This is a genomic window from Streptomyces sp. NPDC050617 (genome assembly GCF_040654795.1).
Taxonomy (GTDB): Bacteria; Actinomycetota; Actinomycetes; order Streptomycetales; family Streptomycetaceae; genus Streptomyces.
The window spans coordinates 1-26131 of record NZ_JBFAIS010000042.1 but is presented as its reverse complement, the minus strand read 5'-3'; the positions used below and the strand labels follow the sequence as shown (position 1 = coordinate 26131).

Sequence of the window (26131 nt, the reverse complement as noted above, 5' to 3'; positions counted from 1 at the left end):
GCAGGGCCGGCCCGCACCTCCTGCTTTCCCGTCCGGGTACGGGCCGGTGAGGCGAGCACGGCGTAAGCCGCTCGTCCTCGCCCTGGTTTTCGTCGTCCTGCTCGCGGCGGGCGGCGCCGCGTATTTCTTCACGACCAGCGGAGAAAAGGACGGCGACGCCCCCGATAAGGCGGCGAAGGGCCCCGCCGCCGGCGAACTCAGCTGGTCCGCCGCCGCCCGTACGACGCCGGTCAAGGGCTCGAACATGGCGTTGGGCACCTGGTTCACCGACGACACCGTCGTCAAGGCCGAGCCGAATACCGTAACTGCCTACAACCTGGCGACCGGCGAGAAGAAGTGGTCGTTCATCCTGGCGGACACGCTGTGCGCCGTCTCCGGCAACGCGGACAAGAACACCGCCGTCATCGTCACCCAGTTCGACGGCGCCTGCACTCGGCCCACGGCATTCGACCTCCGCACCGGCGACCGCGCCTGGACGAAAGACCTGATGGGCGACGGAGAACGGGCCGGCCCCGAACTCAAGCCGGCGAAATGGGAGGCGCTGGCGCAGCTCCGCGTCGCCGTCAGCGGCGGATACGCGCTCCTCACCTGGGCCACGGGCGAGCAGACCTTCCGGCTCAGCGACGGCAAGAGGATGACGTCGGCGAAGCGAAAGGCGTGCGGCGTCATCGCGGCCGCCGGCGGAAAGGAACTCCTCTCGGCGACCTCATGCGGCGGCCGGGGCCAGGTCCGCTCGCTGAACCCCGCTGACCCGAAACGGCCGAAGTGGACATGGACCGCGCCCAAGGGCGTCTGGGTGCGGGGAATCCTCTCCACGACCCCGACCGTGCTCCAGACAGACAAGGACACGGACGCGAGCAGCGAACTCACGGTCCTCGACCAGGGCCATGGCCACGCGGCCAGACGAATTCCCTATGGCAACGACTGGGCCCTGGGATCATGCCTCCAAGGGGCGGACGGCTGTGTCGGGGGCCTCGTCTCCGGCGACGCCTTCTATGTCGCGGGCAAGGGGATGACGGCGGCCTATTCGCTGAATACAGGCAAGGAACGCTGGGTCCACAAGGATGACGCCAACCGGGAAGCCAAACCCATTGCCGTACGCGATGGTGAACTCGTCACCTACGTCCAGGCCACCGCGGAACGTCCGGGACATCTCTCCTACGTGACAGTCGATTCCGGCAGAACAGCCCACAAGCAGGATCTCGCGATGAGCATCCGCAAACGCGAGTACGCCATGGAATCGGTCCGAACAGCCACCCCCTACTTGCGGAGCGGACGCTTCCTGCTCGTGGCCGACGGCATGCTCGACTCCGAGGACGACGACGTCATCCTCGCGATCGCTTCCGGCGAGGCCCCGACCTGACGCCCCACACCCCGCGTATTCCCGGCCGCCCAGCCCCCGTTGACGGCAGAGCCGCAGGTCAAGCGGTACGCCCGGGGAGGGCGTCAGCAGGAACCTGTTACAGATCTGACAACATGCTTTGACCATTTTGAAGTTGGGACCCGAGCGACGAGTGGATAGAGTGTTCCAGCGGCGTCGCCGGTAACAGGGGGAGGAACAAGGTGGAGCTGAGAGCGCTGAGCGCGTCGGTGCAGACTCCGTTCGGCAAGAACCTGGTCAAGGAAGCGGAGACACTGGCCAAGTTCAAGAGCCGTGTCGACAAGGTCCTTGCCGATCTTGAGAAGTCGCCCGCCTCGCAGAAGAGCATCGATCACCTGACGATCCCTGCGAGCGCATACGGAGACTTCGACTCCGCCAAGAAATTGTCCACCACGTATGCCGCGATGCACGCGCGTCTCTCGACGCTATCCAAGATTTTCGGCAGTCAGATCGAAGCGATGGGCTTGACCGCGCTGGTGGCCGAGAAGGGCTACGCGGGCATTGATGCGGAGCAGGCGGCGCGACTGAGGGAGATCCAGGCGCAGGCGAGCGAGCATTACCAGCCGCCGAAAGCGACTGACGAGCGCGGGCAGAAGCGCACTGGTGAGAAGGATCTCGGGGACCAGAAGGCCTGACGGGGGGCGAAGATGGGGAAGTTCGACGGCGAGAGCCACGAAGCGCTCTACAGCATGATCGCTAATGCTCAGCCGAGCCGATTCAGTGACGCCGAGACCGCGCTGCACAAGGCGTACACCGACATCAACGCCATTGGCGAGGAGTTCCGGGCGCATGTCGAGCGGGTGAAGTGGGAGGGCGAGGGCGGCGATGCCTTCCGCACCTGGGGCGCCGAAATGGCGAAGCAGACCCTCGTGCTGGCCGAGTACACCAAGGGTGTCGGCGAGGGGATCGGCCATGCCGGGAAGGGCTTGAGCCTCGGCCAGAGTCAAATGCCGCCGGTGGATCCGTGCTACGCGGACCCGGAGAGGGACGCGGAGCGGAGGGCCTCTTCGGACAAGAAGCGCCAAGACGCCATCCAAGCGATGGTGAAGACGGACTCCTATGTGACTGTCGCACAGGAGCAGCTGAACGGGCTCGCGGAGCCCAACTTCCCGCCTCCGCCCTCCGACATGTTCGGCGTCGGCGAGTTTGAGCGTCCGCAAGGAGGGTCACAGCCCGTCGCGGCCGTCCCAGGCGGCGGGGGAGGTTCCTCTTATGCCGCTTCTCTGCACCACGTGCCTGCTGTGGATGGTGGGACGGACCCGACGTCAACGTCGCACCACGACGGAGCGGGCGGAGTTCACCACCTCACCGAGTCCGGTCGACACCGAGTCGAGACAAGTGGCACGGCAATCGACTCCACGGTCACGGTGCCGTCTCCCGATACTGCCAAGCACATCGTTCCTGACCACACGGGGCCCACGAACACCACGGGGCCCCTGGTGCCGGGACCGTTGCCTCCGAGTATGCCGACCACTCCTCGGGGCAACGCGAAGTTCACGCCGGGCCGGACCGGTCTGCCGGAAAGCAACGTGAACACGCCCCGGTCGACGAGCGTCCCGCGTATCGGGAAGAGCGACGGAGTCTTCGGCGGCACACCTGCGGAACGGCCTGTGCAGTCCACCGGTCCGCGCCTTCCGCGCGGCTTGGTCGTCGGTGAGGAGCGGACCCCCACGAGTCGAGCGCCTCTGGGGCGAGCGCCCATGGGCGCAGGGGGTTACGGCACCGGTGCAGGCCAGCCGGGAGCGCCGGCCCATATCCCCGGACGTCGACCGACGCCGGAAGTGGGCGGTTCAGCAGGCGTTCCGCGTACCTCGCGCGAGGTACGTTCCGAATTTACTCAGGGCGGTTCGGGGCTCGTACGCGGCGCTCAGGCCACGGGCGCGATGCCCCACTCCCGGGCTCAGGCCCCGGGCAAGCCCGGCCGACGCGGTGGGAACAGGCCCGACTATTTGACAGAGGACGAAGAGACGTGGACGAGCGGGCGGCGCGATACCGTTCCGCCGGTCATCGACTGACTCATCTGCCAGCCGTACCACGCCGAGGAGAGCGCCGACGCATGCCCATCCAGATCCGGAAACTACGTCAACGCGCCTTGCCGATCATGGCGTTGTGCGGTGCCGCACTCGTCTCCGCCGGGGGTACCGCCCCCGCTGCTGTTGCCGCGGACATCCGCTCCCAGCAGTGGTACTTGCAAGACATGCAGGCGGAGAACATGTGGAAGACGAGCAAGGGCAAGGGAGTGACGGTCGCCGTCATCGATTCGGGGGTCAATACCGAACTCCCCGAGCTACGGGGGCAGGTGCTGGCGGGGGTCGATTTCAACAAGAATCCCACGGGTGCGCACAAGGATGAAGATGGGCACGGATCCAATATGGCCGCCCTCATCGCCGGCACGGGGGCCGAAGGCGGTATTCAAGGTCTCGCGCCCGAAGCCAAGATTCTCCCGCTGAAGGTAAAGATGTACGCGAACTCCGGAGTCATTGACAAAATGCTGTCGGACGCCGTGCGCTACGCGGCCGACCACGGTGCTCGCGTCATCAACGTCTCACTGGCGGGGAAAGGCGTTCCTGCGTACTACGCCAAGACCCAGGCAGCCGTGACGTATGCGCTCATGAAAGGCAGCTTGATCTTCGCTGGCGTAGGCAACAATGGAGACAAGGGTAATGTCCCCGAATATCCAGCCGCGCTGCCGGGAGTGGTGGGCGTCGGCGCCATGGACCGCCATGGTTCGGTGACGAAGTGGTCGGCCCATGGCAACCAGGTAGCGCTCGTCGCTTTCGGAGATGAACTGTCGGAACACTGCACGAAGAGCGAGGGGATCTGCACGGCTGGTGGCACGAGCCAGGCTACAGCGATCACCTCCGGCGCAGCAGCCTTGATCAGGGCAAAGCATCCCGAGTGGACCAACAACCAGGTACTGCGGGTGATGATGGAAACTGCGGGCAAGCCCGCGAAAGCCAAAATGCCCAGCACATACCTGGGATACGGCAGCATCCGCCCCCGCAAGGTGCTCGTCGATGGCGAGGGAAATCCCGGCCCGCCCGACATCAACCCCCTCACCAACGCCAAGACCTCCACCTCCGCTTCCCCCTCGGCTGCCGCCACCGAAAGCAAAAACGGGGACAAGGCACCGGCGCCCTCGGCCGAGGGCGCTGACGCCAAGACTGTGGCGTCCAAAGGAGGCCACACAACCGTGTGGCTCGCCATCGGCGCAGGCGTAGTCGTGCTCGCCGGCCTGGCTGTCACCCTCGTCCTGAAGCGACGTCGGGGCAGCGCGTAAGCCGCGGGCCGCTGTGCCGAGTCGGGCATCGCCCTGACGGCGCCGCCGAAGACCGGGCGGGTATTGCCCCTCCGTCTTCGGAACTCCTGAAGAGAAACCATCAAACGCAAGAACGATCACGAAGAGAGGAAGGAAAGAGCTATGAGCCTGAAGGTCGGCGATGAGCGGATCCGGAAGCTTGAAGGTCACATCGACAGCGTGATCTCCAGCATGAACGGCCAGGTGAGCGACCTGGAGTCCGTGATCGAGATGCTCGCGGCCCACTGGCGCGGTGACGGTGGAGGTCAGTACCGCAAGGCGCAGACCGACATCAACACGTACCAGCGCAACCTGACCAAGATCATGCGCCAGGTCAAGGACGCCGTCGAGGCCACGCGTACGAGCCACGGCAAGAACGACCAGGGCGTGGTCGACGCGATGCGAGGCATCGACCTCAACGGCAGCGCGGCGGGCAACGGCATGGTCGCCGCCGGTTCGTACGGGGACACCGGTAAGGGCATGGAGCAGTACTCCAAGCTGGACGCTTTCTGATCCCGCGCGCCACCACGATCCACCGCGCAACTCAACGTAAAGCCTGAAAAAGAGAAGGAGGCTCCATGACCGCGAACAGCCTGGGCGAAATCGCCGTACAGTACGGTTCCCTCGCCAACGCCGCAGAGAGCATCAGGAATTCCGCCAAGCGCCTCCGGGGAGACATCGAGGTTCTCCAGGGAGAGGTCGGGCAGGTGGCCGAGGCATGGGAGGGCGAAGCCCACTCGGCCTGGGCCCAGGTCCACACGAACTGGGACAAGCAGGCGGACGGCCTGTACAACACGCTCATGAAGATCGCCGGCATGGTCGAGCAGGCGAGTGGTGACTACAAGACCACCGACAAGAAGGCTGCCACGTACTTCGACATCTAAGTCGGAGCCATAAGTTCACAGGCAGCGGTACAAGATGGGGCGGGTGCGCGCGGGAGGCACCCGCCCCATCGCCGTACCTCACTTCAGGTCGAACTCACCATCCCGCGCCCCGAGTACGAACGCCCGCCACTCGCCTTCCGTGTACCGCAGCACCGTGTCCGGATCCGCCGACGACCGCATGGCCACCGCCCCACCCGGCAGATAGGCGATCTCCACCCGCTCCTCGGCCGCACCACCCGGTGCGCTGAGCCACTCGGCATCGGAGATGTCGAGTGCGTACAACTCGTCCTTCTCACGTTCATCAGACATCGGTCAGGCACTCCTTCTACGGGCGACGCGGCTCGCGCCGGATGGCGACAGCGACGAGTCTAGGGCTCGTCGAGCTGCTGTTCAGGACTTACCGCAAGGAAGCATCTCTAGGACCTTTTCCGTGTATGCCTGAATGAGTTTGCCCAGTACGTCATGGGATTTGTCGTGGTCTTTGATCGTCTGCGTGGCGATGGTGAGAGAGTAGAGATTGGCTCGATATTTGGGGTTGGGGCACTCGACCAGGGTGAGTGCACCGCTGGGCCAGGTAGCTGCGGGGTATTTTCCCGGCACTCTTTCTGCCTTATAAGGGCCGTGCTCCGCGACGAGGGTGGCCAGCGTCGGTTGAGGGGTGATTGTGCGGTCGGTCCACAGTCCACTCACCGTGATTTTGACGAACCCGTCGATGTACACATTGCACTGTTCGTGATCCGCTTCCCCCTTGATTGGATCTTCTTGTTTTTCTTGCTTTCCGGCGGGGAAGATGGGGGCGTAAAGAGACTTGTCCAGTCGAATTCCGCAGAGTTTAGATGGCACGGCGTATTCACGCTGTGGATCCGAGCATGCAGTTAGGGGAGCTAGGAGAGCTACAGCAGTGGCGGCGGCCACCCCGGTGTGTCGCCCGATTTTTCTGTGTCGGCGATGCGGCTGCGCGCAGTCCGCGGGTGTAGAGGTCATGAGTGAGTTCCGTTTCTGGCCTGCTGCCAGTTCGACCCTTCGCCGTGGCTGTTTCCAGCTTGAGTAGCGGCAGCTCTCTTCAAGTCCTCAATCGTTTCCGTGTCCATATGCGCATGCTCTGCTGCATGCTGCACTGCGTATCTGGAGGAATCGATGATGGCCGCGCGACCGTTTGCGAAATTGTAGCCAGCCTGATCCCGGGCGGCATCGGTCGTGTCCTGCTTGATAGAAGCCATGATGGACTCATTGATGTCCTCCTGGATCCAACCGATAGGCGCAGCGAATGGCGCGGCTCCCGGTAGCTTTTCCAGGCCGGCGCCCAGCCCATACCCTACGAACCGATTCACCCACTTGCTGGCAAGCCCCGCCCTCTCATTGAATTCCGCATCCCCGACAATATGCTCCTCGTGAATGCCCTCCGCCCGCCCCTCGCTCATGATCCCCGCAATCACGCCCCCAGGCGCCACCGCGTTCTGCACCCGCTGTTCCAAGGAAACCTGCGACGTGCTGTGGCCGTTGATGACGTCGTTTACCAGGTTGCCCGTGTACGTCTGTTGGGCAGCCGTGATGGCTCCATAGGCATGTGGGTCCCGGCCGACGGCATCCAGGAATGGTTCCAGCTTTACCGATGAGGAGCCCAGGTGGGCGCTGGAGCCGTGGATTGGGAGGTGGTCGCTGGAGTACATGGCTCGTTGGACGTCGCCCATGTAGTCGGCTGTCATCTTGCCGAGGTTCCCGCGGATGTCGGCGAATGCTCCGTCCTTCTTGATCAGTGCAGGGTCGTCGCCGAAGATTTTGACGGTCTCGTGCATTACCGCGGCGTTGGCAGCTGAGTGACTGTACGGATGCGCGCCCGCGGCGCTTTCCGGCAGTCGCCCCGTCGCCGCTGCCTGCAAGGCTGCTGTGAAGCCCTTATGGCCGCCCTCCGGCGCCACGTCGGCGATGGTGTGCTCGATGTTGCCCTGCCAGCTCGTCGCCTTCGTGATGTTCCAGTCACGGTCCTTGACCAGGTAGTGCAGCCGGTCGTTCCTCTCGGACTTGCCATCCGCGGGGTTCGGGTCGGAGTTGGGGTCCAGGTAGGCCGCCGAGGCCGCCGGGTCGTGGCTCATGATGCCGAGCAGGCCGTCCATGGGGTCCTGGACGAACCCGCGGTCGGCCTTGTCGCCGAACTTTCCGTAGAGGTCCCAGATGTCAGGGTCGCCGCCCTGCTTCTTGTCCTCCGCCGCGCGGATGTCGTCGCCGAGGTCGGACAGGAACTGGGTGGAGTAGCCGTCACCGTGCTTCATGAGGGTGATGAGGCTCTGGTATCCACGGACTTGTTGACCGTGGTAGCGGCCGAGAGAATTGGCCTTGTGGGTGACCGAGTCCCGGTCGTACTGGGCCACGCCCGCCTTCTTGAGCCCCTCGCGCCAGTTCTTGTAGAAGCTCCCGCCGGAGCTGCCGAGCCATTCCGTGTAGGCCCGCGAGTATTCCTTGGAACCGAACCGCAGGGCCTTTCCGTTCGTTCCCTTGAAGGTGGGGACGCGGGTGGCGGTCGCCAGGGAGGTGGCCAGGCCGTCGCGTACCTTCAGGTAGTCCTGCTGGTGTTTCTTGTCGCTGCCTACGAGGTCGTCGAGCTTGTTGGTGAACTTGACGGCGCCCTGCGGACCGAGGCCGGCCAGGAAGGTCTGGCTGAACGCCTTGTCGTGTTCGTTGTCGCGGAACAGACGCTGCATCTCCGCCAGTTCCTTGGCGTCCAAGTAGCCCGTGGAGTTGAGCTTGGTCGCCAGTTCGGCAGCCTCTTGGGCTTCCACCTTCTCGATGTCGCCGACGGCCCCGGCGTTGAATCCCGCGGGTGCGCCGAAGCGGGTGTCAGGGTTCTCGACCGCCTTGCGCAGAGCGAGTTTCACACCCTGGTCGGCGTCGTCGACGGCACGTACCGCGTCGTCCACCCTCCGGGTCCAGGACGCCTCGATGCGGGGCAGGTCGGGGTCGTGGCGCGCGGCCTCATCGTCTTTCGCGTAGCGCGCGACTCCGTGCTCGTTCACCTCGAAACCGTGCTTCTTGGCGTCGGCGACGGCGGACTTCACCTTGCCCCGTAAATCGACGAACTGGGCGTGCGCGTCGCGCAGGAGGGAGGCGATCGCGCGTGCCTCCTTGGGAGCCGCCGCGAATTGGGCGGAGGTCTCCGCCATGGCTGAACCAGCGGATACCGCGGATAAGCCGTTCCAGGAGCCGTCGGTTCCCACGCTCTTGACCTGGCCGTCGTAGATCTTCCGTACGGCCTCGAACTTCTTGGCGGCCGTCTCCCACTGATCGGCTGCCGTGGTGAGCAGCGACAGATCCGTGGTCATCACATCGTGGTAGGTGAGCACTGTTCTTCTCCGTCTCGCACCGGATCTCCCCGGTTTCGTCGCGGATCCGTCGCCGCGTTCAGTAGTCCGACACGCGTGACGGATATGGAACACCGGCAGGGCCGTTCGGTGTGTACGGGCCCGGAAGCGCAGGCGGCGCGAGGAGCCGGGCGGTGTCGTGGTCGGTGTTCCGGAACAGGTTGCCGGCGCTGCCCAGCGCTGCCTTCTCCCCTGCGAGCCGGTTCTGAAGCGCCGTCACGGCAGCGCCCCATCCCTCAAGGGCGTCAGTGATGCCCGCCGCGGTCTCCCACCCCTTGAAGCCCTTCGTGGCGGCGTCCGCGGACGCGTCGACGCATCCGCCCGCCGCCCGGGTATCGGGTTCGACATGGTTCTGCAGAGCCGAGACGGCCGCCTTCTTCTTGACGGCGGACGATGAGAAGTCGGGCTGGTCGCCGCCCGGCCCCGCCGCGAGATGGTTGATCCGGGTTTGGCTACGGGCCGCCTCCTGTCGTGCGCTCGCGTCGGTGCGGAGCCGGGCCCATTCGTCCTCGAACGTCATGCTTCCCCAGGTCAGATGGTCGAGCGGATAGTGCCGATGCCGCAGGGGGACCGCCTGCGGCAGGCGCGTACGCGAAGCTATCAAGGGGACACGCTGCGTCGCACCCCCGATGTCTGGTGGCGAGCCCCGCCGCCTACTGCTCCGGCAGCCACCCCACCTGCACCAGCGGAACCCCCCGCTTGCGCGATACGAAGAAGCCGCGGCCCGGAGGCATCGGGCGGGGGCGGACGCCGCCGAGGAGGTCGCCCTCGCCGGGGTCGCCCGATAGGACGATGCCCTGCGCGCCGAGCTCCTTGATGCGCTGCATGAAGGACTCGTACATCGAGCGGGAGGCGCCGGCCGTGCTGCGGGCGATGATGAAGCGGATGCCGACGTCGCGGGCGAAGGGGAGGTTCTCCGTGAGGACCGCCAGGGGGTTGCCGCTGCTGGTGGAGACGAGTTCGTAGTCGTCGACGATGACGAAGAACTGCGGGCCCGTCCACCAGCTCCGGTCGCGCAGCTGCTGCGGGGTGATGTCGGGCTTCGGCGCGCGGCGCTCCATCAGGCCGTTCATCGCGCCCGCGTGGACGGTGAGCGCCGAGGCGATCGGCGCGTACTCCAGCAGGTGCGACTCCGGGATGACGTCGAGGAGCGAGCGGCGGTAGTCGCCGACCACGATCTTCGCCTCGTCGGGGCCGTACCGCTCGGTGATCTGCTTGGCGAGGAGGCGCAGCATCGCGGTCTTGCCGGACTCGCTCTCGCCGAAGACGAGGAAGAACGGGTCGGTCTCGAAGTCCACGAAGACCGGTTCGAGGTTGGTCTCGTCGATGCCGATGGCGACGCCGTGCTGCGGGTATTCGAACCCCTTCGGGAGTTCGTCCGCGCGGAGCCTGCGGGGCAGCAGCCGGACGCCGGGGGCGTGCGGGCCGGACCAGGCGGCGTCGACCGCGCGGATCATCTCCGTGGTCGCGTCCGTCATGGCGTCCGCGTCGCTGCCGGCGTCGATGCGCGGCTGCGCGCCCATGAAGTGCAGCTTTTCGGGGAGTTGGCCGCGGCCGGGCACGCCCGCGGGGACGTTCGCCGCGACCTTGCGGTCGAACTCGGAGTCCATGGTGTCGCCGAGCCGCAGTTCGAGCCGGTTCAGGAGCTGGTCCTTGAGGGAGGCGCGGACCTCCATGTTGCGGGAGGCGGTCACCACGACGTGCACGCCGTAGCCGAGACCCCGGCCGGCGATGTCGGTGACGATCGCCTCCAGCATCTCGTACTCCTGCTTGAAGTTGCCCCAGCCGTCGACGATGAGGAAGACGTCGCCCCACCCCTGGTCGGCGTGGTGTCCGGCCGCGCGCTGCCGCCGGTACGTGGCGATGGAGTCGATGTTCTGGGAGCGGAAGTACTCCTCGCGCCGGCTGAGCACGCCCGCCACCTCCGCGACCGTGCGCCGCACCTTCTCCGGGTCGAGGCGCGAGGCGATGCCGCCGACGTGCGGCAGGTCGGCGACGGCGCTCATGCCGCCGCCGCCGAAGTCGAGCCCGTAGAACTGCACTTCGGCCGGGGTGTGCGTGAGCGCGAAGGACGAGATGAGCGTGCGCATGAGCGTCGACTTGCCGGACTGCGGGCCGCCGACGACCAGCATGTGGCCGGCCGCGCCCGAGAAGTCGCGGTAGAGGACGTCACGGCGCTGCTCGAAGGGCTTGTCGATCAGGCCGAGCGGTACGACCAGCCCGCCGAGGCGCGGATAGTCCGCGGACGTCAGGCCGCGCCCCTCCACCGGGGCCAGCCCCGGCAGCAGCTGGTCCAGCGACGGCGCCTCCTCCAGCGGCGGCAGCCAGACCTGGTGCGCGGGCGCGCCCTGGCCCTCCAGCCGGCGGACGATCACATCGAGGACCGTGTCGGCGAGCGCGTCATCGCCGCTGGGCGCCGGGTCCGGCGGCGCGACCGGGTCCGGTGCGGTGTAGGTCACCGGCACCGGGGCCGCCGTGAACAGCACGGGCCGCCGCTCGATCGGCAGCGGCGCGCCGCCGAGGTCGGCGGTGCCCGTGCGGTACGTACCGGAGACGTACGCGGCCTTGAAGCGCGTCATCTCGTCCGTACCGAACTTCAGATAGCCGGAGCCCGGCACCGAGGGGAGGTGGTACGCGTCCGGGACGCCCAGCGCCGTACGGGACTCCGCCGCGGAGAAGGTCCGCAGACCGATCCGGTACGAGAGGTACGTCTCCAGCCCGCGGAGCCGGCCCTCCTCCAGCCGCTGCGAGGCGAGCAGCAGGTGGACGCCGAGCGAGCGGCCGATGCGGCCGATCTGGATGAACATCTCGATGAAGTCGGGCTTCGCCGTCAACAGCTCGCTGAACTCGTCGATCACCAGGACGAGTGAAGCCAGCGGCTCCAGGGGGGCGCCCGCGGCCCGCGCCTTCTCGTAGTCGTGCATGTTGGCGTAGTTGCCCGCCGCGCGCAGCAGCTCCTGGCGGCGCTGCAGCTCACCCGTGATGGAGTCGCGCATCCGGTCGACCAGCGTCAGGTCGTCCGCCAGGTTGGTGATGACCGCCGCGACGTGCGGCAGCTGCGACATGCCCGTGAAGGTCGCGCCGCCCTTGAAGTCCGCGAGCACGAAGTTCAGCGACTCCGACGTGTGCGTCACGGCCAGGCCCAGCACCAGCGTCCGCAGCAGCTCCGACTTGCCGGAACCCGTCGCGCCGACGCACAGCCCGTGCGGCCCCATGCCCTCCTGCGCCGCCTCCTTGAGGTCCAGCATGACCGGCGTGCCGTCCTCGCCGACGCCGATCGGCACCCGCAGCCGCTCCGCGAGCGTCCGCGGCCGCCAGGTGCGCGACACATCGACCGACCCGGCGTCGCCGAGCCCGAGCAGCTCCGTGAAGTCGAGATTGGCCAGCAGCGGCTCGTCATCGTCGCCCCCGCCCCCCATGCGCAGCGGCGCGAGCTGCCGGGCGAGCGCGTCCGCCGCCTCCATCGACAGCGTGTCCGGCACGCCCTCGTACACCGCGACCTGCGACAGCAGCTGCAGCCGGCCGGGCCGTACGACCACCGACAGCCCGCCCCGCAGCTCGTCCAGCTCGCCCGGCACGACCTCGACGATCGTGACGCCCTGGAGCCCCTCCTGCGCCGCGAACGCCGAGTCCGGCGGCACCATCGCGCCGTCCAGTATCAGCAGCACCTGCGGCTGGTCGAGCAGCGGCTGCCCGTCCCGGCTGAAGCGCGTACGCCCCTCCAGCCGCGGCTTCAGCAGGTCCTCCAGCTCGCTCAGGTCGTCGCTGATCAGCCGCCGCGCGCCCGCTCCGTCCACCGCGCCGGGCAGCTGCACATGCGGCAGCCACTTCGTCCACTCCCAGTACGAGGCCGCGCCGCGCGCCGCGACCACCGCGATCACCAGGTCGTCCGGCGAGTGCAGCGTGGCGAGCTGGGCCACCAGCGAACGCGCCGCCCCATGCACCGTCTCCGGCTCGCCCGACAGCGTCACGTGGTAGAAGGCGCGCAGCGACACCGCCATCGGCATCCCGTCCAGCGACCCGTGGACCGCCAGGAAGTGCTGCATCGCCCCCGCGGTCAGCGGCTCCAGCTCGTCGACCGGCGCGGTCTCCGGCGCCACCAGCGGCGTCGCGAGCTGCTGCGAGCCGAGCCCGAGCCGGGCCTGCCCGAAGTCGTTGTCGCTCATCCGCCGCTCCCACACGCGGCTGCCCTCGGCGACCACCGCCCACAGCTGCTCAGGGGAGGGGTGCAGATAGAACTGCGCGTCACGCTGCGCCCGCGCCGTCTTGCGCACCGTCCGCCGCGTCTGCGCGAGGTATTTGAGGTAGTCGCGGCGCATGTCCGCCATCTGCCCCTGTGAGCCCTGACGGTGCCGCATGAACATCGCGATGGTCATGCCGAGCGTCGAGAACATCATCATGACGCCCATGATCTTCATCATCGGCGCGGCGCCCGGCATGAAGAAATAGACCATCGACGAGGCCATGCCCAGCGTGGGCAGCAGCTGCATCAGCACGCCGTCCTGCTGGCCGCGCGGCAGCTCCGGCGGCGATTCGAGACGGAGCTCCTCGCTCGGCACCTCGGGCGGCAGGGCCCGCGGCTGGCGCTTGACGACGACCTGGCTCAACGGTCCTTCAACCCCCATCACGCGGAAGGACAGTTCCAGTCCGGCGCCCCCGTGGCGACGGCCTCCCTCCGCGAGACGGCGATCCTATCGATGGGGGCCGACACCGGCCCCGGTAGGGTGGCCGCCGCGCGTACGCACGAGCGAAGCACGCCGTATGCACGAGCGCACCGAGCAGAGCGATTCAGGGGGCCTTTAACGTGAGTACGTCCGCTACGACCGGCTTCTGCAGGGTGACCGTCGTCGCCCCCGACAGTCGGATCGATGTCGCACTCCCGGAGGACATCGCGGTCGCCGACGTCTACCCGGAGATCCTCCGGCTCACCGGCCAGACCCAGGCCGCCGGCGAACCCACCGGCTACCACCTCGTACGCCGCGACGGCGCCGTCCTCGACAGCTCCCGCTCCCTGGTCGCCCAGCAGATCCTCGACGGCGAGCTCCTCTCGCTGCGCCCCTTCGCCGAATCCCTGCCGCCCGCCGTCTACGACGACGTGTCCGACGCCGTGGCCTCCGCCGTCACCCGCGACCGCACCCTGTGGAACAACCAACTGCTGCGCGTCTGCGGCCTGTTCGGCGGCGCCCTGCTGCTCGTCCTGATGGGCTTCGTGCTCTGGTTCGCCGACCCCGTCCGGCACGACATGCACGGCCTGCCCGGCGTCATCGCCGCGGCCGTCGGCGTGCTGCTGGTCGCCCTCGCGGGCGTACGGGCGCGGATCTACGCCGACCGGCCCTCGGCCATCGCCCTCGGCCTCGCCGCCCTGCCGCACCTTATGATCGCGGGATCCGGCATCCTCGCCCCCGCCGCCGGCGAGGGCATCGGCCGCCTCCAGTTCCTGCTCGGCTGCGTCACCGTCCTCGTGGCGTCCGTCGCCCTCGTCGCCGCCATGCCCACCGGGGACGCGCCCTTCGTCGCCACCGTCTTCGCCGCGACCGTCGGCACCCTCGCCACCTTCTGCGCGATCCTCACCGAGGCCGACGTCACCGGCACCGCCGCCGTCTGCGCCGTCGTCGCCATCGGCGCCATCGCCTTCCTGCCCGGCCTCTCCGCCCGCGTCGCCCGGCTGCCCATCGGCTACGCCGCGCCCCGCTCCGCCGCCGCCGACGACCTCGACGCCGCGCCGGGCGGCGCCACCGCGGAGCCCGTCGACGCCGACCGCATCGCGGCCCAGGCCCGCCGCGGCCACGAGATGCTGCTCGGCCTCGTCGGCGGCTGCTCCGCCGTCGTGGTGGGCGCCGCGGCCGTCCTCGGCTTCTCCGCCGATCTCTGGGGGCAGCTGCTGGCCCTCGCCGCGGGCCTCGCGATGCTGCTGCGCGCCCGGCTCTTCCGCTACACCGCCCAGGTCGCCGCGGTGCTCGGCGCGGGCCTCGCCGCCCTCGCCCTGCTCGTACTCGGGCTGTCCCTGAACCCGCCCGCCGACGCCGTGCTCAAGCTGCTCACCGAGCACGACCACGGCCCGCTCGACGTCCGTACGGTCTGGCTCGCCGCGGCCGTCACCGCCGGCGCCGCCCTGATCATCGGCATCGCGCTGATCATCCCGAAGAAGGGGCTCTCCCCTTTCTGGGGCCGGCTGTCCGACATCGCGGAGTCCGCCCTGCTGCTCGCGCTCGTACCGCTGTGCCTCGCGGTGCTCGACGTGTACGCCTCGGCCCGCGGGCTCGCCGGCAGCTGACCGCGGGGGTCTGCGGGACCGCGGGGGTCGGCCGGACCGCGGGGGAGGGGCCGCGCGACCCGGCTGGTACTGTGGGTGGCGGCCGTTTGTGTACGCGCCTCCGGAGCACTCTGGGGGCAGCGCCCAGCGGACCCCGCCTCCCGAGTCATGGAAGCTCCCCTGCGATCGAGACCAGGGGCACTCGGTGGCCACTACAGAATTTGAGGAGTACCGCGTGTCGCTCGACGCCGCTACGAAGAAGCAGATCATGGCCGAGTTCGCCACCAAGGAGGGTGACACCGGTTCCCCCGAGGTCCAGGTCGCGATGCTCTCCCGCCGCATCTCGGACCTGACCGAGCACCTCAAGACCCACAAGCACGACCACCACTCCCGCCGTGGTCTGCTGCTGCTGGTCGGCCAGCGCCGCCGGCTCCTGCAGTACCTGGCGAAGAAGGACATCACGCGCTTCCGTGCGCTGGTGGAGCGCCTCGGCATCCGTCGCGGTGCGGCCGGCGCCAAGTAAGCCGTCGTGAAGGGAGCGGTTCCCACGGATTGGGGGCCGCTCCCTTCGCGTATCTCGTGGGAAGCGGAAGCTTTGTAGGCTGGTCCCACAACGGCATGACGAAAATCGCATAGCGAATGAGGAGGAGCGTCCCGCTCGCCGCCGGTCCTCGGTAGTGGCCCCCGGAACACAGAACCCCGGGTGCTTCGATCGAAGACCGGCCCCGCACGGAGGACGCCCTCCACCACCGTCCCGCGCCACACGGGCGCCGGGACGCAGACGAGGAGATATCCCTGGTGGAGAACGAGACCCACTACGCCGAAGCCGTCATCGACAACGGCACCTTCGGCACCCGCACCATCCGCTTCGAGACGGGCCGCCTGGCCAAGCAGGCCGCCGGCTCCGCCGTGGCGTACCTGGACGACGACACCATGGTGCTGTCGGCGACCACCGCTTCCAAGAAGCCCAAGGACCAGCTCGACTTCTTCCCCCTGACGGTGGACGTCGAAGAGCGCATGTACTCGGCCGGCAAGATCCCCGGCTCCTTCTTCCGTCGCGAGGGCCGGCCCTCCGAGGACGCGGTCCTCACCTGCCGCCTGATCGACCGCCCGCTGCGCCCGTCCTTCAAGAAGGGCCTGCGCAACGAGATCCAGATCGTCGAGACGATCATGGCGCTCAACCCCGACCACGTCTACGACGTGGTCGCGATCAACGCCGCCTCCTGCTCCACGCAGCTCGCGGGCCTGCCCTTCTCCGGCCCGATCGGCGGCACCCGCGTCGCCCTGATCAAGAACCAGTGGGTGGCGTTCCCGACCCACAGCGAGCTGGAGGACGCCGTCTTCGACATGGTCGTCGCCGGTCGCGTCCTGGAGGACGGCGACGTCGCGATCATGATGGTCGAGGCCGAGGCCACCGAGAAGACCATCCAGCTGGTCAAGGACGGCGCCGAGGCGCCGACCGAGGAGGTCGTCGCCGCCGGTCTGGAAGCCGCCAAGCCCTTCATCAAGGCGCTGTGCAAGGCCCAGTCCGACCTCGCCGCCAAGGCCGCGAAGCCGACCGGCGAGTTCCCGGTCTTCCTCGACTACCAGGACGACGTCCTGGAGGCGCTGACCGCCGCCGTCCGCGGCGAGCTCGCGCAGGCGCTGACCATCGCCGGCAAGCAGGAGCGCGAGGCCGAGCTGGACCGCGTCAAGGCGCTGGCCGCCGAGAAGCTGCTCCCGCAGTTCGAGGGCCGCGAGAAGGAGATCTCCGCCGCGTACCGTTCGCTGACCAAGACCGTGGTCCGCGAGCGCGTCATCAAGGAGAAGAAGCGCATCGACGGCCGCGGCGTCACGGACATCCGTACGCTCGCCGCCGAGGTCGAGGCCATTCCGCGGGTGCACGGCTCGGCGCTCTTCGAGCGCGGCGAGACCCAGATCCTGGGCGTCACCACGCTGAACATGCTCCGCATGGAGCAGCAGCTCGACACGCTGTCGCCGGTCACGCGCAAGCGCTACATGCACAACTACAACTTCCCGCCGTACTCCACCGGTGAGACCGGCCGCGTCGGTTCGCCGAAGCGCCGCGAGATCGGCCACGGCGCGCTCGCCGAGCGCGCGCTGGTGCCGGTGCTGCCGACGCGCGAGGAGTTCCCGTACGCGATCCGCCAGGTCTCCGAGGCGCTGGGCTCCAACGGCTCGACGTCCATGGGCTCGGTCTGCGCCTCCACCATGTCGCTGCTGAACGCCGGTGTGCCGCTCAAGGCCGCCGTCGCCGGCATCGCCATGGGCCTGATCTCGCAGGAGATCGACGGCGAGACGCACTACGTCACCCTCACCGACATCCTCGGTGCGGAGGACGCGTTCGGCGACATGGACTTCAAGGTCGCCGGCACCAAGCAGTTCGTGACCGCGCTCCAGCTCGACACCAAGCTCGACGGCATCCCCGCCTCGGTCCTGGCCGCCGCGCTGAAGCAGGCCCGTGACGCCCGTCTGCACATCCTGGACGTCATGAACGAGGCCATCGACGTCCCCGACGAGATGTCCCCGAACGCCCCGCGGATCATCACCGTCAAGATCCCCGTGGACAAGATCGGCGAGGTCATCGGCCCCAAGGGCAAGATGATCAACCAGATCCAGGAGGACACCGGCGCCGACATCACGATCGAGGACGACGGCACCATCTACATCGGCGCCGCCGACGGCCCGGCCGCCGAGGCCGCCCGCTCCACGATCAACTCGATCGCCAACCCGACCATGCCGGAGGTCGGCGAGCGCTACCTGGGTACGGTCGTCAAGACCACCACCTTCGGCGCCTTCGTCTCCCTCATGCCCGGCAAGGACGGTCTGCTGCACATCTCGCAGATCCGCAAGCTCGCCGGCGGCAAGCGCGTGGAGAACGTCGAGGACGTGCTCGCGGTCGGCGCCAAGGTGCAGGTCGAGATCGCCGAGATCGACCAGCGCGGCAAGCTCTCCCTGATCCCCGTGGTCGAGGACGACGAGAACGCCGCCGAGCAGAAGGACGACGCCGCCAAGTGACGTCCCGTAGCTCACAGGCGACGGCCCGCACCTCCACGGAGGGGCGGGCCGTCGCCCGTACCCAAACGCTTCTCCAGGGCGAGAACGGCATCGGCACGGTCCGCAAGACCACCCTCCCGGGCGGCCTGCGCGTCGTCACCGAGACCCTGCCGTCCGTACGCTCCGCCACCTTCGGCATCTGGGCGCACGTCGGCTCCCGCGACGAGACGCCCTCCCTGAACGGCGCCACCCACTACCTGGAGCACCTGCTCTTCAAGGGCACCGAGTGGCGCAGCGCGCTCGACATCTCCGCCGCCATAGACGCGGTCGGCGGCGAGATGAACGCCTTCACGGCGAAGGAGTACACGTGCTATTACGCGCGCGTGCTCGACACCGATCTGCCGCTGGCCATCGACGTGGTCTGCGACATGCTCACCGGCTCGCTGATCAAGCCCGAGGACGTCGAAGCCGAGCGCGGCGTCATCCTCGAGGAGATCGCGATGACCGAGGACGATCCGGGCGACTGCGTGCACGACCTCTTCGCGGAGACCATGCTCGGCGACACCCCGCTGGGCCGCCCCGTCCTCGGCACCGTCGACACGGTCAACGCCCTGACCCGCGATCGCATCGCCCGCTTCTACAAGAAGCACTATGACCCGACGCACCTGGTCGTGGCCGCCGCGGGCAATGTCGACCACGCCAAGGTCGTACGCCAGGTCCGCCGCGCCTTCGAGCGGGCCGGGGCCCTCGGCCGTACGGACGCGACGCCGATCGCCCCGCGCGACGGCGCCCGCACCCTGCGCACGGCCGGCCGCGTCGAGGTGCTCGACCGCAGGACCGAGCAGGCGCACATCGTCCTCGGCATGCCGGGCCTGGCCCGTACGGACGACCGGCGCTGGGCGCTCGGCGTGCTCAACACCGCCCTCGGCGGCGGCATGAGCTCCCGCCTCTTCCAGGAGATCCGGGAGAAGCGCGGACTGGCGTACTCCGTCTACTCCTACACCTCCGGCTTCGCCGACTGCGGCCTCTTCGGCGTCTACGCGGGCTGCCGCCCGAACCAGGTCCACGACGTCCTGAAGATCTGCCGCGACCAGCTCGACCAGGTCGCCGAGCAGGGCCTCGACGACGAGGAGATCCGCCGCGCCGTCGGCCAGCTCGCCGGCTCCACCGTGCTCGGCCTGGAGGACACCGGCGCGCTGATGAACCGCATCGGCAAGAGCGAGCTGTGCTGGGGCGAGCAGATGTCCGTCGACGACATGCTGGCGCGCATCGCGGCCGTCACCCCGGACGACGTACGGGCGGTCGCCCGCGATGTACTGACCCGGCGGCCCTCGCTGTCCGTCATTGGACCGCTGAAGGACAAGCAGGCGGCCCGCCTGCACGACGTCGTCGCGTAACCGGCCGGCCGACGCCTCCGGGCCCGTAAGCCGATCACCTGATCGGACCCCATCAGCCGAGAAGTCGAAGGAAGCAAGCACGATGAGCAAGCTGCGCGTGGCAGTCATCGGCGCCAAGGGCCGTATCGGCTCCGAGGCCGTACGGGCGGTGGAGGCCGCCGACGACATGGAACTGGTGGCGGCGCTGGGCCGGGGCGACAGCCTGGACGCGCTGACCGGCGCCGGCGCCGAGGTCGCCGTCGAGCTGACCAACCCGGACTCGGTCATGGACAACCTCGACTTCTGCGTCCGCAACGGCATCCACGGCGTCGTCGGCACCACCGGCTGGACCGACGAGCGCCTCGACCAGCTGCGCGGATGGCTCGACGCCGCACCGGGGACCGGCGTGCTCATCGCGCCGAACTTCTCCATCGGCGCCGTGCTGACCATGCGCTTCTCCCAGCAGGCCGCCCGCTACTTCGAGTCGGTCGAGGTCATCGAGCTGCACCACCCCAATAAGGCCGACGCCCCGTCCGGCACCGCCACCCGCACCGCCCAGCTGATCGCGGCGGCGCGGAACGAGGCCGGCTGCGCGCTGCAGCCGGACGCGACGGTCACCGCGCTGGACGGCGCGCGCGGCGCGGACGTCGACGGCGTCCCGGTGCACTCCGTCCGCCTCCGTGGCCTCCTGGCCCACCAGGAGGTCATCCTGGGCGACACCGGCGAGACCCTCACCATCCGGCACGACTCGCTGCACCACAGCAGCTTCATGCCGGGCATCCTGCTGGGCGCGCGCCGCGTCGTCGACGCGCCGGGGCTGACGTTCGGCCTGGAACACTTCCTGGACCTGGGCTGACACCGTGCGCGCAAAGATCGTCTATTTCGCCCTGGCCGCCGTCCTGGTCGTCTACTTCGTCCTGGTCGGCAGCCGCGGCGTGCTGCTCATAGAGCAGGGCACCGTGGTGACCGTCGTCTTCGGCGTCGCGGTGCTCATCCTGCCGTTCATCGGCGCCTGGTTCCTGTGGCACACCACCAAGTTCGCGCGCGACGCGGGCCGGCTCGCGCGGGAGCTGGAGGCCGAGGGCGGACTGCCGGTGGACGAGCTCGTACGGACGCCCGGCGGCCGCATCGACCGCGACTCCGCGGACGAGGTCTTCGCCAGGCGGCAGGCCGAGACCGAGGAGGCGCCCGGCGACTGGCGCTCCTGGTTCCGCCTCGCGGTCGCCTACCACGACGCCCGCGACACCCCGCGCGCCCGCAAGGCCATGCAGCGCGCCATCGCCCTGCACGACGGCAAGCCTGTACGGGCCTGAGCCGGGCGGAGACAGCCGACCGCCGGGCGGAACGGGATTCCCTGGTTCCGCCCGGCGGTCGGCTGTCCGCTACGGGCGTCCGCTGTACTCCGCGGCCCAGCCCTCGATGGCGTCGGCCGCCATGTCGAAGGCCTCGGGGCGGGACAGGAAGTCGCCGTTGTGGTCGGTGAGCACCGTACGCACCGGCTGGCCGCCCCGCCGCCCCACGACCAGAGCCTGGCCCTGCACGGTGCGCGGCAGCCCCAGCCACCGCACGGGCTGCTGGACGGTCCGCACGGACGCGACGTCTTGCCACCGCACGGTCAGCGAGGAGAACAGGCCGGCCTGGCGCAGCCCCTGGGCGCTCACCCAGATGCCGACCCGCACCAGCTGGACGGCGAAGGCGATCACCAGCACGGCGACGGCCAGGCAGATTCCCGCGCCGGTCAGCGAACCGGCGGCGGCGATGACCACGGCGCAGAAGAGAACGTACGAGGCGAGCAGCAACAGCAGCGCGGCGCCGCCGACCCGCCAGGGGCCCGGCCGGTACGGGCGCCGCCAGCGGTCCCGGTCTTCGAAGGGGAGGGGGACAGCGGCCGCGATCTCGTCGTAGTCGCGTTCGGCTGTCAGGAAGGGCAGGGGCACAACTTGTCCTCACTCACAAGCACACTCGAATGGGCTGTGCTCGGTGAGGTTATCCATGCACGCGGGCCCGGACCACCCCAGGGGGCGGTCCGGGCCCGAGGAACGCCCGATCAGCGGCCGTTCGACGCCTCCGACTGCTGGGCGTGCTGGGTGCTGTGCCCCCCGGGCTCGAGCGAGGGCATCCCGAACAGCAGCGCGCCGACCAGACCTGTCGTGACGGTCAGACCGACCAGGACACGTCCGGCGAGCTGCGACCGGCTCGCGCGTTCTCGGGGCGGCGGCGTGATGTTGCTGCGGTAACGCTCGGCTTCGGCGACGAAGGCGAACGGCACGGGCTCTCGCCGGCGGAACATGAAGGGCTCTCCTAGGAACCTCGTAGTGGGCACTCACACATACAGACGATCGCCGGCCCGTTTTGGTGCCCGTTTTCGGCAACTTTCTGTGAAAAATATCAACTCTCGCTCCGGCTGCTCCCGATGGTGCGCCCCTTGGCCGGCGGCGACGGAACGGGGCCGGCGGGCGGCCCGGCGAACTCCCTGGTGACGGCGGCTCCGGCCGGTCGTCGGGGCGGTGGTGTCAGTGGCGGCCCGTAGGCTGGGCGCCGCCCGAACCATGCGATTGGAAGGACCCCCGCCGGTGAGCGACACCCCCACCGAGAGCGCCGCACCCAGCTTCCGCAGCGACGTCACCGTCGAGCTGGTCAAGCACAGCGCCGCCGACTCCGACGTGCTGTTCGCCGCCCGCGTCTCCACCGCCGGCGAGCAGTCCCTGGAGGAGGTCACCAAGGACCCGGAGCGCTCGAAGGGGCTCATCAACTTCCTGATGCGGGACCGCCACGGCAGCCCCTTCGAGCACAACTCGATGACCTTCTTCATCAGCGCCCCGATCTTCGTCTTCCGCGAGTTCATGCGGCACCGCGCCGGCTGGTCGTACAACGAGGAGTCCGGCCGCTACCGCGAGCTCCAGCCGGTGTTCTACGTGCCGGGGGAGTCCCGCAAGCTGGTCCAGGAGGGCCGCCCCGGCAAGTACGTCTTCGTGGAGGGCACGCGGGCGCAGCACGAGCTGACGGGCCGCGTGATGGAGGACTCCTACCGCGCCTCCTACGAGGCGTACCAGGAGATGCTGGCCGCGGGCGTGGCCCGCGAGGTGGCGCGCACGGTGCTCCCGGTCGGCCTCTACTCCTCGATGTACGCGACGTGCAACGCCCGCTCCCTGATGCACTTCCTCGGGCTGCGCACCCAGCACGAGGCGGCGACCGTCCCGTCGTTCCCGCAGCGCGAGATCGAGATGGTCGGCGAGCAGATGGAGGAGGCGTGGGCCAAGCTCATGCCGCTCACGCACGCGGCCTACAACAAGAACGGGCGGATCGCCCCGTAGTGCACGTTGTGCACAGGTGTACGGGCTCAGCAGGGGAAGTGTCCGTATTGCGGTATTTCGCTACCTTCATCTAGGCTGACATACGGACTCGGCGCTGTCTGAACCCCCGAGCAGGCAGCGCCGGGATCCATAACGCACTCCCCAAGGGAGCACCTCACGGTGAGCAACGAGTAGCGTGGCCCCCATGGCTCCGACCTCCACACCGCAGACGCCCTTCGGGCGGGTCCTGACCGCGATGGTCACGCCCTTCACCGCTGACGGCGCCCTCGACCTCGATGGTGCCCAGCGACTCGCCACCCATCTGGTGGACGCCGGCAACGACGGACTCGTCGTCAACGGCACCACGGGCGAGTCCCCGACCACCAGCGACGCGGAGAAAGCCCAGCTCGTACGGGCCGTGGTGGAAGCGGTCGGCGACCGGGCCCACATCGTCAGCGGGGCCGGCACCAACGACACCCGGCACAGCGTCGAACTGGCCCGCGCCGCCGAACAGGCGGGCGCCCACGGACTGCTGGCCGTCACGCCCTACTACAGCAAGCCGCCGCAGGAAGGCCTCCTGCGGCACTTCACCGCCATCGCCGACGCCACCGAACTGCCGGTGATGCTCTACGACATCCCCGGCCGAAGCGGCGTCCCCATCAACACCGAGACGATCGTCCGGCTCGCCGAGCACCCGCGCATCGTCGCCAACAAGGACGCCAAGGGCGACCTCGGCCGCGCCAGCTGGGCCATCGCCCGCTCGCGACTGGCCTGGTACTCCGGCGACGACATGCTCAACCTCCCGCTGCTGTCGGTGGGAGCCGTCGGATTCGTCTCCGTCGTCGGCCACGTGGTCCCCTCGGAGCTGCGCGCCCTGCTGGAGGCGCACACCGGCGGCGACGTCCAGAAGGCCGTCGAGATCCACCAGAAGCTGCTCCCGGTCTTCACCGGCATGTTCCGCACCCAGGGCGTCATCACCGTCAAGGCCGCGCTCGCCCTCCAGGGCCTGCCCGCCGGCCCCCTGCGCCTGCCGCTCGTGGAGCTCTCCCCGGAGGAGACGGAGCAGCTCAAGCGCGATCTGTCCGCCGGCGGGGTACAGCTGTAGCCACAGACTTCACAACTGCATACCGACAACAACTGCAAGTGCACGAATGTCACGCGCGCCATGTGTCCCAGGGGGACATGTGGCGCGCGTGGTGAGGAGAGTCTTTTGAGTCATCCGCACCCTGAACTCGGTCCGCCGCCGAAGCTGCCCGAGGGCGGCCTGCGCGTCACCCCGCTCGGCGGTCTCGGCGAAATCGGCCGCAACATGACGGTCTTCGAGTACGGCGGCCGCCTGCTCATCGTCGACTGCGGGGTGCTCTTCCCCGAGGAGGAGCAGCCCGGAATCGACCTGATCCTGCCGGACTTCACGTCCATCCGGGACCGTCTCGACGACATCGACGGCATCGTCCTCACCCACGGGCACGAGGACCACATCGGCGCCGTCCCCTACCTGCTCCGCGAGAAGGCGGACATTCCGCTCATCGGCTCCAAGCTGACCCTCGCGTTCATCGAGGCGAAGCTCCAGGAGCACCGCATCCGCCCGTACACCCTCGAAGTCATGGAAGGGCACCGCGAACGCGTCGGCCCCTTCGACCTCGAGTTCGTGTCGGTCAACCACTCCATCCCGGACGCGCTCGCGGTCGCCATCCGCACCCCGGCCGGCATGGTCGTGCACACCGGCGACTTCAAGATGGACCAGCTGCCGCTCGACGGCCGCCTCACCGACCTGCCCGCGTTCGCGCGGCTCGGCGAGGAGGGCATCGACCTGCTGCTCTCGGACTCCACCAACGCCGAGGTGCCGGGGTTCGTCCCGCCCGAGCGCGACATCTCCAATGTGATCCGCCAGGTCTTCGCCACCGCGGACAAGCGCATCATCGTGGCCAGCTTCGCCAGCCACGTGCACCGCATCCAGCAGATCATCGACGCCGCGCACGAGTACGGGCGGCGGGTCGCCTTCGTGGGCCGCTCGATGGTCCGCAACATGGGCATCGCCCGCGACCTCGGCTACCTGAAGGTCCCGGCCGGGCTCGTCGTCGACGTCAAGGCCCTCGACGACCTGCCGGACGACGAGGTCGTGCTCGTCTGCACGGGCTCCCAGGGCGAGCCGATGGCCGCCCTGTCCCGGATGGCCAACCGCGATCACCAGATCCGTATCGTCCAGGGCGACACGGTCATCCTGGCCTCGTCGCTCATCCCGGGCAACGAGAACGCGGTCTACCGCGTCATCAACGGCCTCACCCGCTGGGGCGCCAACGTCGTCCACAAGGGCAACGCCAAGGTGCACGTCTCGGGCCACGCCTCGGCCGGCGAGCTGCTGTACTTCTACAACATCTGCAAGCCCCGCAACCTGATGCCGGTCCACGGCGAATGGCGGCATCTGCGGGCCAACGCGGAACTGGGCGCGCTCACGGGGGTCCGCAAGGACCACATCGTCATCGCCGAGGACGGCGTCGTCGTCGACCTGGTGAACGGCGCCGCGCGGATCGTCGGCAAGGTCCAGGCGGGCTACGTGTACGTGGACGGCCTCTCGGTCGGCGACGTCACCGAGTCCTCCCTCAAGGACCGCCGCATCCTCGGGGACGAGGGCATCATCTCCGTCTTCGTCGTGGTGGACAGCACCACCGGCAAGGTCGTGGGCGGCCCGCACATCCAGGCGCGGGGTTCCGGCATCGAGGACTCCGCCTTCGCGGCGGTGCTCCCGAAGGTCGAGGAAGCCATCGCCAAGGCGGGCTCCGACGGCGTCGCGGAGCCGCACCAGCTCCAGCAGCTCGTACGCCGCACCCTGGGCAAGTGGGTCTCCGACAGCTACCGCCGTCGCCCCATGATCCTGCCCGTCGTCGTCGAGGTCTGACGCTGCGTCAACTCCCTGGACGGCCGCACCGATGCCGATTTGCATCCGGGCGCGGCCGTCCAGTACGTTTACGGCTCCACCGCAACGGGAACCGCGATCACTCACGTGTGAGCCGGACACCCCGCAAAGCGAATGGAAATCCGACCCAGGGAAACCTGATAAAGTCGGAAAAGCCGAAAGGCAAACCCCCTCCGACGGGGACCGGAAAAGAATTCGGACCGGAAACGGAACGGAAAACGGATCTGGTAGAGTCGGAAACGCGGAGAAGCCGAAAGGCCGAAACGCACCGGCGGAAATCAGGACCGCGAGGATCTGATAGAGTCGGAAACGCAAGAACGAAGGGAAGCGCCCGGAGAGACCGGTGAAACGGTCACGAAGGAAGCGTCCGTTCCTTGAG

22 protein-coding genes are annotated in these 26131 nt (G+C 68.6%); 15 read left to right on the top strand and 7 right to left on the bottom strand.

Annotation, left to right across the window (positions count from 1 at the left end; translation table 11 throughout):
- The first annotated feature begins 46 nt into the window (after nucleotides 1-46).
- From AB0I49_RS35425 to AB0I49_RS35400, 6 genes are all read left to right on the top strand, one after another.
- Nucleotides 47-1363 carry a PQQ-binding-like beta-propeller repeat protein gene (locus AB0I49_RS35425; RefSeq protein ID WP_363231326.1) on the top strand — a complete coding sequence of 439 codons (1317 nt, stop codon included), beginning with the start codon at nucleotides 47-49 and terminating at the stop codon, nucleotides 1361-1363.
- Between the two features lie 200 nt (nucleotides 1364-1563).
- On the top strand, nucleotides 1564-2016 hold the full coding sequence (locus tag AB0I49_RS35420; protein ID WP_363231325.1) for a hypothetical protein: 453 nt from the start codon (nucleotides 1564-1566) through the stop codon (nucleotides 2014-2016).
- 12 nt (nucleotides 2017-2028) lie between these two features.
- On the top strand, nucleotides 2029-3396 hold the full coding sequence (locus AB0I49_RS35415; RefSeq protein ID WP_363231324.1) for a hypothetical protein: 1368 nt from the start codon (nucleotides 2029-2031) through the stop codon (nucleotides 3394-3396).
- A gap of 41 nt (nucleotides 3397-3437) precedes the next feature.
- Nucleotides 3438-4661: a S8 family serine peptidase gene (locus AB0I49_RS35410; protein WP_363231323.1), complete on the top strand. Its 1224-nt coding sequence runs from the start codon at nucleotides 3438-3440 to the stop codon at nucleotides 4659-4661.
- A gap of 141 nt (nucleotides 4662-4802) precedes the next feature.
- Nucleotides 4803-5192 (top strand): WXG100 family type VII secretion target, encoded by a 390-nt coding sequence (locus AB0I49_RS35405; RefSeq protein WP_363231322.1) that lies wholly within the window; start codon nucleotides 4803-4805, stop codon nucleotides 5190-5192.
- A gap of 65 nt (nucleotides 5193-5257) precedes the next feature.
- Nucleotides 5258-5563 carry a WXG100 family type VII secretion target gene (locus AB0I49_RS35400; RefSeq protein WP_363231321.1) on the top strand — a complete coding sequence of 102 codons (306 nt, stop codon included), beginning with the start codon at nucleotides 5258-5260 and terminating at the stop codon, nucleotides 5561-5563.
- A 78-nt stretch (nucleotides 5564-5641) separates the two neighbouring features.
- On the opposite strand, the gene AB0I49_RS35395 is transcribed toward AB0I49_RS35400, so the two are convergent.
- The 5 genes from AB0I49_RS35395 to eccCa form a co-directional block, all read right to left on the bottom strand.
- Nucleotides 5642-5872: a DUF397 domain-containing protein gene (locus tag AB0I49_RS35395; protein ID WP_363231320.1), complete on the bottom strand. Its 231-nt coding sequence runs from the start codon at nucleotides 5870-5872 to the stop codon at nucleotides 5642-5644.
- 81 nt (nucleotides 5873-5953) lie between these two features.
- Nucleotides 5954-6547: a hypothetical protein gene (locus AB0I49_RS35390; RefSeq protein ID WP_363231319.1), complete on the bottom strand. Its 594-nt coding sequence runs from the start codon at nucleotides 6545-6547 to the stop codon at nucleotides 5954-5956.
- Nucleotides 6544-8901, bottom strand: coding sequence for a DUF6571 family protein (locus AB0I49_RS35385; protein WP_363231318.1), 2358 nt, complete (start codon nucleotides 8899-8901; stop codon nucleotides 6544-6546). Before AB0I49_RS35385 ends, AB0I49_RS35390 begins: the two co-directional genes overlap by 4 nt.
- A gap of 58 nt (nucleotides 8902-8959) precedes the next feature.
- Nucleotides 8960-9439, bottom strand: a complete 480-nt coding sequence (locus AB0I49_RS35380; RefSeq protein ID WP_363231317.1) for a hypothetical protein — start codon at nucleotides 9437-9439, stop codon at nucleotides 8960-8962.
- Nucleotides 9440-9572: 133 nt separating this feature from the next.
- The gene (eccCa, locus tag AB0I49_RS35375) at nucleotides 9573-13526 is read right to left on the bottom strand and encodes a type VII secretion protein EccCa (protein WP_363231316.1); all 3954 of its coding nucleotides are present in this window, start codon (nucleotides 13524-13526) and stop codon (nucleotides 9573-9575) included.
- 197 nt (nucleotides 13527-13723) lie between these two features.
- Between eccCa and eccD the strand changes: the two genes are divergently transcribed.
- The 6 genes from eccD to AB0I49_RS35345 all read left to right on the top strand — a co-directional run bounded on the left by eccD (nucleotide 13724) and on the right by AB0I49_RS35345 (nucleotide 20858).
- Complete coding sequence (gene eccD, locus AB0I49_RS35370; RefSeq protein WP_363231315.1) at nucleotides 13724-15193, top strand: type VII secretion integral membrane protein EccD; 1470 nt, start codon at nucleotides 13724-13726, stop codon at nucleotides 15191-15193.
- 214 nt (nucleotides 15194-15407) lie between these two features.
- Nucleotides 15408-15695: a 30S ribosomal protein S15 gene (gene rpsO / locus AB0I49_RS35365; RefSeq protein ID WP_006602744.1), complete on the top strand. Its 288-nt coding sequence runs from the start codon at nucleotides 15408-15410 to the stop codon at nucleotides 15693-15695.
- 275 nt (nucleotides 15696-15970) lie between these two features.
- A complete protein-coding gene (locus tag AB0I49_RS35360) occupies nucleotides 15971-18190 on the top strand; it encodes a polyribonucleotide nucleotidyltransferase (protein ID WP_363231314.1) in 2220 nt (739 codons plus the stop codon).
- Nucleotides 18187-19566 (top strand): pitrilysin family protein, encoded by a 1380-nt coding sequence (locus AB0I49_RS35355; protein ID WP_363231313.1) that lies wholly within the window; start codon nucleotides 18187-18189, stop codon nucleotides 19564-19566. Before AB0I49_RS35360 ends, AB0I49_RS35355 begins: the two co-directional genes overlap by 4 nt.
- An 82-nt stretch (nucleotides 19567-19648) precedes the next feature.
- Complete coding sequence (gene dapB / locus AB0I49_RS35350) at nucleotides 19649-20401, top strand: 4-hydroxy-tetrahydrodipicolinate reductase (protein ID WP_363231312.1); 753 nt, start codon at nucleotides 19649-19651, stop codon at nucleotides 20399-20401.
- A gap of 4 nt (nucleotides 20402-20405) precedes the next feature.
- The gene (locus AB0I49_RS35345) at nucleotides 20406-20858 is read left to right on the top strand and encodes a hypothetical protein (protein WP_363231311.1); all 453 of its coding nucleotides are present in this window, start codon (nucleotides 20406-20408) and stop codon (nucleotides 20856-20858) included.
- 69 nt (nucleotides 20859-20927) lie between these two features.
- Here AB0I49_RS35345 and AB0I49_RS35340 read toward each other — a convergent pair whose 3' ends face one another.
- Nucleotides 20928-21482 carry a hypothetical protein gene (locus AB0I49_RS35340; RefSeq protein ID WP_363231310.1) on the bottom strand — a complete coding sequence of 185 codons (555 nt, stop codon included), beginning with the start codon at nucleotides 21480-21482 and terminating at the stop codon, nucleotides 20928-20930.
- Between the two features lie 110 nt (nucleotides 21483-21592).
- Complete coding sequence (locus AB0I49_RS35335) at nucleotides 21593-21835, bottom strand: hypothetical protein (protein ID WP_363231309.1); 243 nt, start codon at nucleotides 21833-21835, stop codon at nucleotides 21593-21595.
- 283 nt (nucleotides 21836-22118) lie between these two features.
- Between AB0I49_RS35335 and thyX the strand changes: the two genes are divergently transcribed.
- From thyX to AB0I49_RS35320, 3 genes are all read left to right on the top strand, one after another.
- A complete protein-coding gene (thyX, locus tag AB0I49_RS35330; protein WP_362164321.1) occupies nucleotides 22119-22859 on the top strand; it encodes an FAD-dependent thymidylate synthase in 741 nt (246 codons plus the stop codon).
- A gap of 184 nt (nucleotides 22860-23043) precedes the next feature.
- Entirely contained in the window at nucleotides 23044-23943 is a 900-nt protein-coding gene (gene dapA / locus AB0I49_RS35325; RefSeq protein ID WP_363135023.1) for a 4-hydroxy-tetrahydrodipicolinate synthase, read from the top strand.
- Between the two features lie 105 nt (nucleotides 23944-24048).
- A complete protein-coding gene (locus AB0I49_RS35320; RefSeq protein ID WP_363231308.1) occupies nucleotides 24049-25734 on the top strand; it encodes a ribonuclease J in 1686 nt (561 codons plus the stop codon).
- Nucleotides 25735-26131 lie beyond the last annotated feature (397 nt).

What these genes read in the sequence shown, in the direction of transcription:
- dapA (WP_363135023.1), top strand. Translation starts at nt 23,044, where the DNA reads ATGGCTCCGACCTCCACACCGCAGACGCCCTTCGGGCGGGTCCTGACC.
- AB0I49_RS35335 (WP_363231309.1), bottom strand. Translation starts at nt 21,835, where the DNA reads ATGTTCCGCCGGCGAGAGCCCGTGCCGTTCGCCTTCGTCGCCGAAGCC.
- dapB (WP_363231312.1), top strand. Translation starts at nt 19,649, where the DNA reads ATGAGCAAGCTGCGCGTGGCAGTCATCGGCGCCAAGGGCCGTATCGGC.
- AB0I49_RS35390 (WP_363231319.1), bottom strand. Translation starts at nt 6,547, where the DNA reads ATGACCTCTACACCCGCGGACTGCGCGCAGCCGCATCGCCGACACAGA.
- AB0I49_RS35405 (WP_363231322.1), top strand. Translation starts at nt 4,803, where the DNA reads ATGAGCCTGAAGGTCGGCGATGAGCGGATCCGGAAGCTTGAAGGTCAC.
- AB0I49_RS35400 (WP_363231321.1), top strand. Translation starts at nt 5,258, where the DNA reads ATGACCGCGAACAGCCTGGGCGAAATCGCCGTACAGTACGGTTCCCTC.
- AB0I49_RS35395 (WP_363231320.1), bottom strand. Translation starts at nt 5,872, where the DNA reads ATGTCTGATGAACGTGAGAAGGACGAGTTGTACGCACTCGACATCTCC.
- AB0I49_RS35380 (WP_363231317.1), bottom strand. Translation starts at nt 9,439, where the DNA reads ATGACGTTCGAGGACGAATGGGCCCGGCTCCGCACCGACGCGAGCGCA.
- AB0I49_RS35410 (WP_363231323.1), top strand. Translation starts at nt 3,438, where the DNA reads ATGCCCATCCAGATCCGGAAACTACGTCAACGCGCCTTGCCGATCATG.
- AB0I49_RS35415 (WP_363231324.1), top strand. Translation starts at nt 2,029, where the DNA reads ATGGGGAAGTTCGACGGCGAGAGCCACGAAGCGCTCTACAGCATGATC.